We start from the raw sequence: 12,570 nt of genomic DNA on the forward strand, positions 1-12,570 counted from the left end.
AAACTGACGAATTTCGACCCACCTAGGATGAGGCGAACAACGTGCGGCGCTCCTCGTGAGCACTCGTTCTCACGGTGGTCGACTATCTGTCCGACTGGACAGCCGCCAGTATCAGCAGCCACGAAACGCACTCACTGACGGCTACGTTGGCGGAGTTTCGGACGGATCAGATGAGTGAGGCCTGCCGAGACGATACCGACACCGGCCGCGACACCGATCACAGTTCCGACCCCGAAGAACGCACCGCCCAGCAGGACGTACGTCTGCACGCCGACCAGAAAGGAGAGGACGCTGACCACGCCCCAGAGCAGACTTGCCTTGACCGTCGGCTCCATCTATTTCGTGGCGATGGCCTCGATCTCGACGCCGACGCCTTTCGGAAGCTCGTCGACACCGACGGCACTGCGAGCTGGCGGTTCGTCGTCGAAAAACGACTCGTAGGTGGTGTTCATCGCCTCGAAGTCGTCGATATCGTCGAGGAAGACGGTCACTTTCAGGACGTCGGTCATCTCCGCGCCCGCTTCGGCGAGGACGGCTTCGAGGTTCTCCAGTGCCTGCTCGGTCTGGACGTCGATCGCCGCGCCGTCGAGGAGGTCTCCGTCCGGCGTCAGTGGGATCTGCCCGGCAGTGAAGACGAGGTCGTCCGTCGCAGTCGCCTGGCTGTAGGCCCCGACCGCTGCCGGCGCCTCGTCAGTGCTGATTATCTGTTTCATACGTCCTCTGGTGCCGGGACGGATATAAAACTCGGCGACTCGTGGTGTACGTCCATTTTTATGCGAGTCAGTAATGATCTCTGTCGTGAACAGACGGCTCGCGTCTCTCTCCTTGCTGTTCGCTGCTCTCTGTGGATTTGTGGCAGGAGTCATCGACCGTGTCGACGCCAATCTGGCGATGTACTGTCGCTCGAAATCGAGACGGTAATCGCCCAGACACTGCTGGTCACCGCCGTCGTCCTCGCAGTGCACGGGGCGTACACACTGTATGAACGAATCCTGGAGCGCATGAACGAACATCCCGACAGGGTCGCGTTCCCGGTCAGCCGGAGTCGATCAGGGTCCGAGTTCGTCGATCACACGCACTGCGTTTTTCGAGAACGCTTTCCGCATCGCATCTTCGGGCACGTCGAGTGTGAGTATCTCCATGATCGCCACGTTCGGATGGAGGTTCGGTGCGCCGCTGCCGAACAGCACCTGGGAGGGGTGTTCCATCAGCGCGCGTTCGAGCGGGTCGCGCAACTGGACGAAGCTCGTGTCGACGAAGCAGTTCTCGTGACAGCCGAGGAGATCGATCGTCTCGCTCATCAGCGATTCGTCGAGAGGATACCCCCCGAAGTGGGCGATGATGAGGGGGAACTCGTAGTCGAGCAGCGTCTCCTCGATCGTCTCGGGGCCGAACCCGCGACCACCGTACGTAATAACTGGGAGATCGACCGCCTCGAGCTGGGAGAGAACCTCCGCGTCCGGCAGCCCATCCGCGACGGGATCGAGTACGAACCCGATAAACCGGTCCTCGTAGGCGTACTGTTCGATATCGTCCGGCGAGGTGTGCTCGTCAGAACGCGACCGCGTGACGTTTCGCAGGCGTGACGTGACACTCTCCCCGGGATCGCGTGCGCCGTTGACCCGGGCAGCCGCCACGAACGACCGGTCGACGGCCATCCGCGCGACGGCGTTGTTCGCTTTGAGATACGAGCCGTCGCGTTCGGCAGGAAACACGAGCGACTGGACGATGCCAGCCTGTTGCATCTCCCGCTCGATCTGTTCGGCATCTCCCACCCCCCGTGGCCGGCGGCTCTCGTCCGGTTCGAGTTCCACGTGCGTGTCTACCACCCGAAACCCGTGCTCCAGCTCCAACATCGACCGGGTAATTGTACTGGGGATACTTAACACTCCGCGATGTTCCAGGCCGTAACCCGGGGACTGAACTCCACGAGTAGTAACATTTATATAGAACCGCAAACGACATTTTAAGCGAGGTAATCATCAATGTCACAATCTGGCCAGCGACGCATGGGCGGACAGCCTATGTTTATTCTTAGTGAGGACAGCGAGCGAACGCGGGGTGACGACGCACAGTCGTCGAACATCTCCGCGGGGAAGGCTGTAAGTGAGTCGGTACGGACAACACTCGGCCCGCGCGGGATGGACAAGATGCTCGTCTCCGACGACGGGGACGTTGTCATCACCAACGACGGGGCGACGATTCTCGACGAGATGGATATCGAGCATCCAGCCGCACAGATGCTCGTCGAGGTCGCAGAGACACAGGAAGAGGAGGTCGGCGACGGGACGACAACGGCATCTATTCTCGCGGGCGAGTTGCTCTCCAAGGCCGAGAATCTCCTCGAAGACGACGTCCACCCGACGACGATCGTCGAGGGATACCACGAGGCCGCCCAGATCGCACAGGCAGCTATCGAGGACAACGTCATCGCGACCGAACCCGACGACGAACAGCTCCTGCAGGTCGCCGAGTCGAGCATGACCGGCAAGGGAACCGGCGAACTCGCCGCCGGCGATCTCGCACAGACGGTCGTCGACGCAGTCCAGCAGGTCAGCACCACGGACGGTGTCGACCGCGACGCCATTACGGTCCACACGCAGGTCGGCGCAGCTACGAGCGCGACCGAACTCGTCGAGGGTGTCATCGTCGACGAAGACCGACTCAGCGAGGAGATGCCACGGTCGGCCGAAGACGCAGCGATCGCCATCATCGAAGAGGACCTCGAAGTCAAGGAGAGCAACATCGACGCCGAGTACCAGGTTTCGAACGTCGATCAGCTCAACGCAGCGATCGAGGCCGAGACCGAACAGCTCGCCGAGTACGCGAAAGCGATCGCCGAGACCGACGCCGACGTCGTCTTCATCGACGGTGACGTCGACGACCGCGTCGCCTCGGATCTCGTCAAGGAAGGTCTGCTCGTCTTCGACGGCGTCGACGGCGACGACATCGACGCAGTCGGTGCCGCGACGGGTGCCAGCCGCGTCGGCTCCGTCGAGACGCTCGAAAACGACGATCTCGGCTCGGCCGACTCCGTCAGCGTCGAGAAGTTCGCCGACGACGAACTCGTCTTCATCGAGGGTGGCGCAGCTTCGGAAGCAGTGACCATCTTCGCCCGCGGCTCGACCGAACACGTCGTCGACGAGATCGAGCGCAGCCTCAACGACGCACTCGACGTCGTCACCGCAGCACTCGACGCCGGCGGTGTCGTCGGCGGTGCGGGTGCGATCGAGATCATCATCGCCAACCAGGTCCGTGACGAAGCAGCCAGTATCGAGGGCCGCAAACAGCTCGCAGTCGAGGCTTTCGCCGACGCCGTCGACGTGCTCCCGCGAACGCTCGCGGAGAACACCGGCATGGACCCGATCGACGCGCTCGTCGATCTCCGCGCCGCACACGACGGTGGCACTGCGGCTGGCCTCATCAGCGAGGGTCAGACCGGCACCGTCGCCGATCCGATCGAGCACGGTGTGCTCGACCCCGCCGCTGTCAAACGCGAGGCGATCGACAGCGCGACCGAGGCATCGACGATGATCGTCCGGATCGACGACGTCATCGCCTCGAACTGATCTGGCCACTGATAGCCGTCTCTGATCGAGAATACAGCATATTTTTTCGCCTCAACCGAGTAAGTCAGCAGCCTGTCCGGGATCAGATAAAGGCCAGTGGCAACATTACCGCGACACCGACTGCGATCCCACCCGCGAGTTCTGGCTTTCCCCCGCTGGGAAGGTTCTGGCCGATATCGAGCGCTTCGGGGATGAACTCCGAGAGGACCAGATAGATCATCGCACCGGCAGCGAAGCCGAAACCGTAGGGAAGGAATTGCCGGGCGACTCGGACAAAGGCGAAGGCGATGACGGCACCGATCGGCTGTGGCAGACTCGAAAAGACCGCCCACCAGACCATCTTCCACTCGGGAACACCCATCGATTTCAGCGGGATCGAGATCGCCGTTCCCTCCGGAATGTTGTGGATCGAGATTGCGATGGTCATGAAAATCGCCAGGATCGGGACGGTGAATCCGAGGATCTGCGTGCCGCCTTCGAGGCCAAGGTCGGCAAACGAGACACCGACGGCGATCCCCTCCGGGAAGCTGTGGACCGTCAAGATACCGAGAATGAGGACGAGTTTCGTGAAATCCGCCTCCTCGTACTGTTTGGGGTCGAGATCGGCATCCAGCAGCAGATCGTGGGCCACGACGACGAGGATGACGCCGGCAACCATCCCGATTCCGATCTCCAGCATCGACCCCTCGGCCAGCCCCTCCTGGATCAGCCCGAACAGCGACGCCGAAACCATGATTCCAGAGGAGAGTCCCCAGAGAACGACGTTTCGGCGGTCACTGATCGAGTCGAAAAAGTAAAATGGGAGTGCACCGATACCGGTCGCCAGCGCGGTAATGAACCCCGCAATGAAGACGAACGTGAGGTTCCCAAGCAGCGCCATACTCGCGTCTACGGGAGAGTGATATAAACGCCCAGCGGCGAGTACCAGAATCTGAGTCTACCCCTATTTTTTCGCGCGGTGCAGGCGGCTGGCGAACAACAGCCCGACGAACAGGTAGACCAGGCCGGCAATCGGCAACAGCGTGGACTCGACTGCCCAGATCGCGGCGAGAAAGGAGCCACCGAGAAAGAAGAAAATAAGCCCGGCGACGAGGAGTTTCTCCGGATCGACCATCAGTGATCGAAAAACCGGCCGTGGAAGCCAAAGGGGTTGTGGTGGGGCACTGGCGCACGGGCGAGTTCGTCGAGTGTTTCCCCGTCGAAGACGAGCAGCAGAGAGCGCTCGGTCGAAACGTCGAGTGCCGGTGCGAGCACAACCCCGTCGTCTTCACGCTCCCCGGCCGGGCGCTGAATCAGCCACGGCTCTTCGACGTAGAGATCCGTCTGCCACCACTCCGTCGCCTGTCCACGCTCTGTGTCGACCTTGACGAGTCCGTTTGCACCCTCGCGGTCTGTCGCCTGACCGTAGGCGTACCGGTAGTCGGTGGTCTGCCGGTTGCGGGGGACTGTCGGCAGTTCGATCCCGCCGTCGTACAACTGTTCACTGGAGACTGTCCCATCGGAACCGATTCGCAACCGAACCAATCGCCCCGGCGGCACGGCTGCGAAGCCCTCGCTTTCCAGCCGTTCCAGCGAGAGCGCGTCGACGATGGTGTTGTCCTCGAAAGCGACCAGATCGACGACGACAGTCCCCTCGTCGTCGTAGGCGTTGATCGTGTGAAACGTGAAGAATGGGTCGACCGTCGGCTGTGTTCGGATCTGCCCGGTATCGCGGTCGACGACGTACAGTTTCGTGTCGATCCCCTCGTTCCACTCCAGCAGTTCGAAAAAGCCCTCGGTGAACGGGGACAGTGATTTGCGGATATTGATCCGCAGTGGTGTCTCGACGAGGACGATGTGGTCTTGGCTGACGGCGATGCTGTGGATATACGCCGGCGAATCGGTCGGAATCGACGTGATAAGTTCTCGCCGGCGGGTGCCGTCCGGAATCCGGAACAGCTTGTACTCGTGACTCCGACCGAAAGAGAGTCCGTGGCCGACCTGCTCCCCGCGGTGTGGATCTGCAACCAGGTGGGCCGTGATCATATCGACGTCGAGCATATCGTCGAAGACGAACTCATCCCGGGTTTCGAGTGTAGTACCTTCGAAGGAAACAAGCTTTGGAACTTCAGTCTGGGCGACTAGTTCGCCGTCGATGCGTGCGACGTGGACGTTCGCGTTGTCGGTCGGCTCCGGCGGTCCAAGCCGGCGAAGAAAGCCGAGCAGTTTTCCGGGCCCGTGTTCGTCCGTGGCGAACTGGCCGGTCGGTCGGCCGGCCATCGCGTCGGCGTAGCTCTCGGTCCGGAGAAATCGGTTGGTGTAACGAATCTTCCCATCCGCGAACTCGTATTTTCGCAACATTGCCAGCCCGTCGAACCAGTGTCGCAGGCGGACACCGTTCCCCTCGAATTTGCCCGGTCCATTGCGGATGAGTGATCCGGAGAGCCACTCGGGAACCGTCCCGTCGACAGGAAGTTCGTGATCGCTCACCTCGGTGTCGAGCGAGCGAAAGCCCGGCATGAACGTAGATTCTGACACGGACACTGCTAGGGGGTTGTCGATCATAATACTGGGGGCAAGAACAGAGCGATCGGAGAGAAGTGACCGTGACCCCCGTTGTTTCTGCGTAGTGTGCTCGAACACTACCTTTTTGCCTGCGAACAGCCAATCTCACGGTATGAGCCGTGACCAGGTCGACGATGAGAGCACTGGTCAGATCGAGGTCGTCCAGCATCGTCGCGGCACATTTGCTGATTTCGACGGCTACGACGGTGACGAGGAGACAGACGCAACGATGAAACACGATGGGTGGGGCATCGATTCATAAATGCCGCGGGCACTCGTCGACACGTCAGTTCTTTTCGCGGCCGCCGACACACGCGACAGTGAACGCGGGGACGGACTCGCCATTCTCCGGGGTGTGACGACGGGACGTAACTACCCGAGGCAGTAATCGAATGCAGATCGAATTTCTCGGCGGCGCTGGCGAGGTGGGCCGGAGTGCAATTCTGATAAACGACTCGCTGTTGCTGGATTACGGCATCAAGACGGAGAACCCGCCACAGTATCCGATCGGTGATATCGATCCCGATGCAGTGGTCGTCAGCCACGGTCACCTCGACCACGCCGGGGCGGTGCCGGCGCTGCTCTCCGGCAGTGCCCGTCCGCCGGTCCACTGGACACCGCCCACACGGGCGCTCGCGCTTCGACTCGCCGAGGACACGCTGAAACTCCACGGCCAGACGCCACAGTGTCCCTTCACCGAGACGGACGTTCGCCGCCTGACGCAGGTTTCGGAGACCCACGGTTACGAGGAGTCCTTCGAGGCGGCCGGCCACGAGGTGACATTTTTCAACGCGGGCCACATCCCCGGCAGTGCACACGTACTCGTCGACGACGGGGAGACACGGCTACTCTATACAGGAGATTTCCACACCGGCGGCCAGCGACTCGTTCCCGAGACGACCGCTCGGCCCGAGGCGGACATGGTCATCACCGAGAGTACCTACAGCGATGTCGAACACTCCGACAGAGCACAACTCGAAGCGGGGTTCGTCGAGAGCGTCAGAACGACGATCTGGCAGGGCGGCACCGTCGTCGTTCCCGTCTTCGCGATCGGCCGTGCACAGGAGCTGCTTCTCATCTGCGAGGCGAACGATATCGACTGCTATCTCGACGGGATGGCGACGGAGATTACCCGCACTCTCAAGCAGTATCCGGACTACGTCCGAGATCCGGATGCCCTGCGCCGGGCGACCTCGAACGCCCGGTTCGTGACAGAGAAAGATGGTCAGCGAGCCCGTCTCACAGAGAAAAACACGGTAATTCTCACGACGGCAGGAATGCTCGGCGGTGGGCCGGTCGTCTCCTACATCCCACGGATCAGGAGCAATCCGACGAACAAGATCGCGCTTACGGGCTACCAGGTCGAGGGGACCCCAGGGAGAGAACTCGTCGAGACGGGCAGCGCGGAGTTCGACGGCCGGGTGATGCCGGTCAGCGCACAGGTCGAACAGTACGATTTCTCGGCACACGCCGACCGTGACGGACTTCGCGAGTTTCTCTCGGAGTACCGCGAGACACCGATTCTCGTCAACCACGGCGACGCCTGCGAACAGTTCGCCGACCGCCTCGCAGCAGCCGGCTACGAGGCGAGCGCACCGGACCTCGGCGAGCGGATGCAGGTCGGCGACTGAATCGCACGCCGTGAGACACGGTAGCACGCCCTGAAACTCCAAAAAACCGGAGAACCTTTCCCTTGTCTTCCCAAAGAACGGGTGTATGGGATTTGGAAGCTACGATGAGACCGAACAAGAAGACGCGGACACAGGTGACATCGACGAGAACGACGGCGTGTCAGTACACGAGCACACGCACGAGGGAGAGGTGTCCTTCGAGTCCGACGCCTCGCAGGACGAACTGCTAGACAAACTCGACGAGATCAAATCCGACTAGTACGGCCAGTTGGGGTCACGGGGCTCGTCAGGTTCGCGCGTGTCCTCTACGACCGCCTCGCTCGCCGCACCGACCGTCTCGAAATTTTCCCGCGCAGCCTGGAGTGACACGTGGTTCGTGTCGCTGACGTACTCGATGTCCGAAAACTGGATCGGATCGTCCATCCAGTGACAGACGGGACACACCTCGTACGAGCCCGGCTGGGCCTCCGAGAGTGTGAGATAGCCACAGCATGGGCAGTAGCCGAGTTCGCGGGCGGCGGGGTTCCCGAACTGTTCTGACACCATAGCGCGTGATAGGTAGCCAACAACAAAATAGGTGGTGTTTGTTCACACTAGACGATCCAAACGATCGTATTGGATGGCCAATGTCTGATTCGTTTCGTATATTTAAGACTTAGTTATAAGGATTTATATACGTATATAATCACCCGGAGTACAACATATGTTACTATACTAATATTATAAACTGATTTTAAAGACTGCGGTGAGCGTTTACGAGATGGTAAAAAAAGATGTGTTCGGTCGGCGAACCGTGCTATCAGGACTTTCTGCGGCTGCTATCGCAGGGATCGCCGGCTGTATGGGAGCGGATGCTCAGAGTAACGACGGCGCCGGACAATCTGACGGAGACGGAAACCAGGGCCAGGGGCCACCGGAAAACCCCGAAGTCGGGGAGCATTCGACGATTCGCCTGGAACGGGTCGGCGGCTACAGTGCCGGGGTCTACGACGATGGTGGTGCCGAGATAGTCAGCTACGACAGCGCGACCGAACAGGCGTTTGTTGCCAACTCGGCAGCGGGCGCTGTCGACATACTCGACATCAGCGACCCAGCGGCGCCGACAAAAGTAGACAATATCGACATCGCCGCGGCAACCAACTGGGCGGAGGCCGCAGAGGTGACGAGCGTCGACGTACAGGACGGACTCATCGCCGCAGGTGTCGCCAATCAAACCAAAACAGACGACGGAAGAGTCGTCGTCGCGAGCACGGAGACGCTGGAAGTGGTCGGCTCGGAGACGGCCGGACCGCTTCCGGACTCTGTGGCGTTCACACCTGACAGTTCGGCAGTCCTCGTCGCAAACGAGGGCGAACCAGACGAAGCCTTCGAAACCGTTCCCGAGGGATCGGTGAGTGTCGTCAGCCTCAACGACGACGGGAGCCCGGCGGAGAGCAGAACGGCCGGCTTTACCGAGTTCAACGGTCAGGAAGACGAGCTGCGTGAGCAGGGTGTTCGCATCTTCGGACCCGAGGACGCACTCGACGTAGCCAGCAACGTCGAACCGGAAACGGTTACTGTGGGACCTGATGGCTCGACAGCCTGGGTCACACTCCAGGAGGCAAACGCCTTCGCAGTGGTCGATATCGAATCTGCATCTGTCACCGAGATCCAGGCGCTGGGCTACAAGGATCACATGCTGCCGGGCAATGGCTTCGACGCGAGCGACAGCGACGGCGGCCCGAACATCCGAAACTGGCCGACAAAAGGGATGTATCACCCCGATGGTATCGACACCTACGAGGTCGGCGAAGAGACGTTCGTCGTCTCTGCAAACGAGGGGGACGCCCGGGATTTCGACGGCTACAGCGAGGAAACAGAGGTCAGCGAACTCGACCTCGACGAGGAAGCGTTCGATTTCGATCAGATCGCCGGGATCGAAACTGTCGAACAACTCCAGGCCGAGAATACCCTCGGTGAACTAGAGACGACGACTGCCAACGGTGACATCGACGGCGACGGTCAGCACGAGGAGATCTACTCCTACGGTGCCCGGTCGTTCTCGATCTGGGACGATCAGGGGAATCTAGTATTCGACAGCGGCGACGAGTTCGAACGAATTACCGCAGAGCGGTACCCGGACAATTTCAACAACGACAACGACGAGAGCGATCCGGACGGGCGAAGTGACGCCAAAGGACCAGAACCCGAAGGTGTCTCGATCGGCAGAATCGGGGACAGAGCCTACGCGTTCATCTCATTCGAGCGGATGAGCGGTGTCATCGTCTACGACATCACGGTTCCGGAAAGCGCCACCTTCGTCCAGTATATCAATCCGCGTGATTTCAGCGTCGATATCGAATCGGAGATTATCGAGGGAAATCTCCCGGCCGATGCCGCGGGCGATGTCGGAACCGAAGACGTCGAGTTTATTCCGCATTCCGAGAGTCCAGTCGACACGCCACTACTGTTGACAGCGAACGAAGCCAGCGGGACCACGGGCGTCTTCCAGATCAGTCTGATCGAGTAAACTGTAACCGGTCTACTCGGCTTTTATTTGGGAGAGACGCATCGCGTTCCCGGTCACACCGACAGTCATTCCCGCGTCACCGATCAGGACGGCGACCCAAATCGGAACGAGACCAAAGGGGACGAGCACCACGAGCAGCGCTTTCACACCGAGACTGGCCCAGATATTCTGCCTGATGACACCGTTTGCCCGTCCAGAGAGATCACGCAGGTAGGGGAGCTTCGAGATATCGTCGCCCATCAACGCGATGTCGGCCGTTTCGAGTGCGGTGTCGGTCCCGGCAGCACCCATCGCCACGCCGACCGTTGCCGTTGCAAGTGCCGGGGCGTCGTTGATGCCGTCGCCGACCATCGCGACCGAGCCGTGCTCTGCTTCGAGGTCCCGAATCGCCGTCACCTTCTCTTCGGGCAGCAGTTCGGCACGGAAGTCGTCGACCCCGACCTCCCTGGCGATCGCGTGGGCCGTTCGCTCGTTGTCGCCGGTCAGCATAACGACCGCTTCGACACCCAGCTCGTGGAGTCGGTCGACCATCTCCGCCGCCCCAGGCCGGATCTCGTCTGAGACGGCGACGACGCCCTCCAGTTTGTCTTCCGTCCCGACGAGGACGACCGTCTTCCCCTCCCGCTGGAGTGCTGGAATCGTCTCCGAGAGGAGATCCAGACAGTTGTTTCGCTCACAGAGTTGCTGGGAGCGTGCGGTCACGACACCGCCGTCGGTCGTCGCGTGGACGTGCGAGAGATCGAACCCCAGCTGTTCGAACAGCGCGGGTTTCCCGGCGTAGTGCGAGATACCGCCAAGCGTTGCAGAGACACCTTTGCCGGTGATCGCCTCGAACTCCGTCACGTCGTGGTCGGCGACCGCCGCCTGCTCGGCGCGGTCGACGATGGCGTCGCCGATCGGGTGCTCACTGCGTTTCTCCAGCCCGCGGGCACAGCGCAACACGTCGTCTTCGGTGTTGCCGTTCAGTGGGACGACATCCGTGACGGTGAGTTCGCCTTTCGTCAGCGTTCCCGTCTTGTCCAGCGCGACGGCGTCGACCTCGCCCATCGCTTCGAGGTGGTTACCGCCCTTGATGAGGACGCCGTTGCGTGCGGCGCTGGTGATCCCCGAGACGACCGACACTGGTGTGCTGATGACGAAGGCACAGGGACAGGCGAGTACCAGCAGCGTGAGCCCCCGGACGAACCAGCTGTTCCAGGCCCCGCCGAACAGCAGTGGCGGGACGAGCACCGCGAGGACGGCCAGGCCGACCACGACGGGCGTGTAGTAGTCCGAAAACCGATCCACGAACTGCTCGCGGTCGGTCTTCGCCGACTGGGCGTCCTCGACGAGATCGATGATCCGGGCGAGGGTGTGTTCGTCGGCCCCCGCCGTCGTCTCGATTTCGAGGTAGCCGACCTCGTTTACCGTCCCGGCATACACCTCGTCACCGGCAGTCTTGTCGACTGGAACACTCTCGCCGGTCACCGGTGACTGATCGATTGCGCTCTCTCCGTCGAGAACGGTGCCGTCGACTGGGATCTTCTCACCGGGCTGGACGAGGACCGTCTCGCCGATCTCGACAGTCTCTGCGGGGACCGTGCGTTCCTCGCCACCGCGGCGGACGCGGGCCTCGTCGGGTGAGAGATCCATCAGTTCTCGGAGGGAGTTTCGGGCTCTGTCCATCGAGTACTCTTCGAGCAGTTCGGCGACGTTGAACAGGAAGGCGAGCGTCGCAGCCTCGAAGTACAGCCCCTCACCGAACCCCAAACTCGCGGTGACGGCACCCAAGATCGCGACGCTCATCAGGAAGTCGATATCCAGCGAGACCTGGCGAGCAGAGACGAGTCCGTTCCGGAGGATGATCTCGCCGCCCACGATGGTGCCAAGCAGGAAGGCAGTATCCGCCAGCGTGTGCTCCACGCCGAGAACCGTCACGACAGCAGCGTCGACCCCGGTGACGACGAGTGCCAGCCCCGCGAATAGGAAGAGTCCGCTCGCCCACGTTTTGAGCGCCCGCGTACTTGTCCAGATCGTTCGCGACTCTGCGGCCCCGTTCCGTCCGGAGTCGGTAACCTCGTACCCTGCCGCCTCGATCGCGTCGATCAGTGTGGACTCCTCGACGCGCTCGGGGTCGTACTCGACAGCAACACGACCGGTCGCTGCGGCGGGATCGACGGTACTGACGCCGTCGATGCCCGACAGCGCCGTGGAGACAGTGCCGGCACAGGACGAACAGTCCATCCCCGGGACGGTAAACCGGACCCGCTCGTGTGACTCCTCGCTCATATCCCGGGGTAGGAGACGAAGAGTTATTAATTCAGCTATTATATATCGC

The 12,570-nt window shown here is 61.3% G+C and carries 14 protein-coding genes and 1 pseudogene; 7 read left to right on the plus strand and 8 right to left on the minus strand.

Annotated features, from left to right (window positions below):
* Positions 1-131: 131 nt before the first annotated feature.
* Both EOW68_RS15730 and EOW68_RS15735 read right to left on the minus strand, forming a co-directional pair.
* Positions 132-335 (minus strand): DUF7981 family protein, encoded by a 204-nt coding sequence (locus EOW68_RS15730; RefSeq protein WP_128226118.1) that lies wholly within the window; start codon positions 333-335, stop codon positions 132-134.
* Positions 336-713, minus strand: a complete 378-nt coding sequence (locus EOW68_RS15735; protein ID WP_128226119.1) for a Rid family detoxifying hydrolase — start codon at positions 711-713, stop codon at positions 336-338.
* 73 nt (positions 714-786) lie between these two features.
* On the opposite strand from EOW68_RS15735, the gene EOW68_RS18895 reads away from it, so the two are divergent.
* Positions 787-921 carry a hypothetical protein gene (locus EOW68_RS18895; RefSeq protein ID WP_431358980.1) on the plus strand — a complete coding sequence of 45 codons (135 nt, stop codon included), beginning with the start codon at positions 787-789 and terminating at the stop codon, positions 919-921.
* A 128-nt stretch (positions 922-1,049) separates the two neighbouring features.
* Here EOW68_RS18895 and EOW68_RS15740 read toward each other — a convergent pair whose 3' ends face one another.
* Positions 1,050-1,856, minus strand: coding sequence for an amidohydrolase family protein (locus EOW68_RS15740; protein WP_128226120.1), 807 nt, complete (start codon positions 1,854-1,856; stop codon positions 1,050-1,052).
* A gap of 153 nt (positions 1,857-2,009) precedes the next feature.
* Between EOW68_RS15740 and thsA the strand changes: the two genes are divergently transcribed.
* Positions 2,010-3,569, plus strand: coding sequence for a thermosome subunit alpha (gene thsA, locus EOW68_RS15745; protein WP_128226151.1), 1,560 nt, complete (start codon positions 2,010-2,012; stop codon positions 3,567-3,569).
* 82 nt (positions 3,570-3,651) lie between these two features.
* Here the strand turns inward: thsA and EOW68_RS15750 are convergent, their stop codons facing one another.
* The 3 genes from EOW68_RS15750 to EOW68_RS15755 form a co-directional block, all read right to left on the minus strand.
* On the minus strand, positions 3,652-4,449 hold the full coding sequence (locus tag EOW68_RS15750) for a ZIP family metal transporter (protein WP_128226121.1): 798 nt from the start codon (positions 4,447-4,449) through the stop codon (positions 3,652-3,654).
* 63 nt (positions 4,450-4,512) lie between these two features.
* Entirely contained in the window at positions 4,513-4,683 is a 171-nt protein-coding gene (locus EOW68_RS18900; RefSeq protein WP_431358981.1) for a hypothetical protein, read from the minus strand.
* A complete protein-coding gene (locus tag EOW68_RS15755) occupies positions 4,683-6,086 on the minus strand; it encodes a carotenoid oxygenase family protein (protein WP_431358982.1) in 1,404 nt (467 codons plus the stop codon). The genes EOW68_RS18900 and EOW68_RS15755 overlap by 1 nt, the downstream gene beginning before the upstream one ends.
* Before the next feature lie 139 nt (positions 6,087-6,225).
* On the opposite strand from EOW68_RS15755, the gene EOW68_RS18905 reads away from it, so the two are divergent.
* From EOW68_RS18905 to EOW68_RS15770, 4 genes and pseudogenes are all read left to right on the plus strand, one after another.
* On the plus strand, positions 6,226-6,375 hold the full coding sequence (locus tag EOW68_RS18905) for a hypothetical protein (protein ID WP_431358983.1): 150 nt from the start codon (positions 6,226-6,228) through the stop codon (positions 6,373-6,375).
* A pseudogene (locus EOW68_RS15760) lies at positions 6,376-6,503 on the plus strand (VapC toxin family PIN domain ribonuclease); the annotation flags it as partial.
* Positions 6,504-6,505: 2 nt separating this feature from the next.
* Complete coding sequence (locus EOW68_RS15765) at positions 6,506-7,744, plus strand: MBL fold metallo-hydrolase (protein ID WP_128226122.1); 1,239 nt, start codon at positions 6,506-6,508, stop codon at positions 7,742-7,744.
* Between the two features lie 85 nt (positions 7,745-7,829).
* Positions 7,830-8,003, plus strand: a complete 174-nt coding sequence (locus EOW68_RS15770; RefSeq protein ID WP_128226123.1) for a DUF5786 family protein — start codon at positions 7,830-7,832, stop codon at positions 8,001-8,003.
* Here the strand turns inward: EOW68_RS15770 and EOW68_RS15775 are convergent.
* Positions 8,000-8,290, minus strand: a complete 291-nt coding sequence (locus EOW68_RS15775; RefSeq protein WP_128226124.1) for a CPCC family cysteine-rich protein — start codon at positions 8,288-8,290, stop codon at positions 8,000-8,002. The genes EOW68_RS15770 and EOW68_RS15775 overlap by 4 nt on opposite strands.
* Positions 8,291-8,504: 214 nt before the next feature.
* Here EOW68_RS15775 and EOW68_RS15780 point away from each other — a divergent pair, with 214 nt between their 5' ends.
* A complete protein-coding gene (locus tag EOW68_RS15780) occupies positions 8,505-10,253 on the plus strand; it encodes a choice-of-anchor I family protein (RefSeq protein ID WP_128226125.1) in 1,749 nt (582 codons plus the stop codon).
* Positions 10,254-10,265: 12 nt separating this feature from the next.
* Here the strand turns inward: EOW68_RS15780 and EOW68_RS15785 are convergent, their stop codons facing one another.
* Positions 10,266-12,521 carry a heavy metal translocating P-type ATPase gene (locus EOW68_RS15785; RefSeq protein WP_128226126.1) on the minus strand — a complete coding sequence of 752 codons (2,256 nt, stop codon included), beginning with the start codon at positions 12,519-12,521 and terminating at the stop codon, positions 10,266-10,268.
* Between the last annotated feature and the right edge of the window lie 49 nt (positions 12,522-12,570).

This window comes from Halovenus amylolytica, from assembly GCA_004015825.1.
GTDB lineage: Archaea > Halobacteriota > Halobacteria > Halobacteriales > Haloarculaceae > Halovenus > Halovenus amylolytica.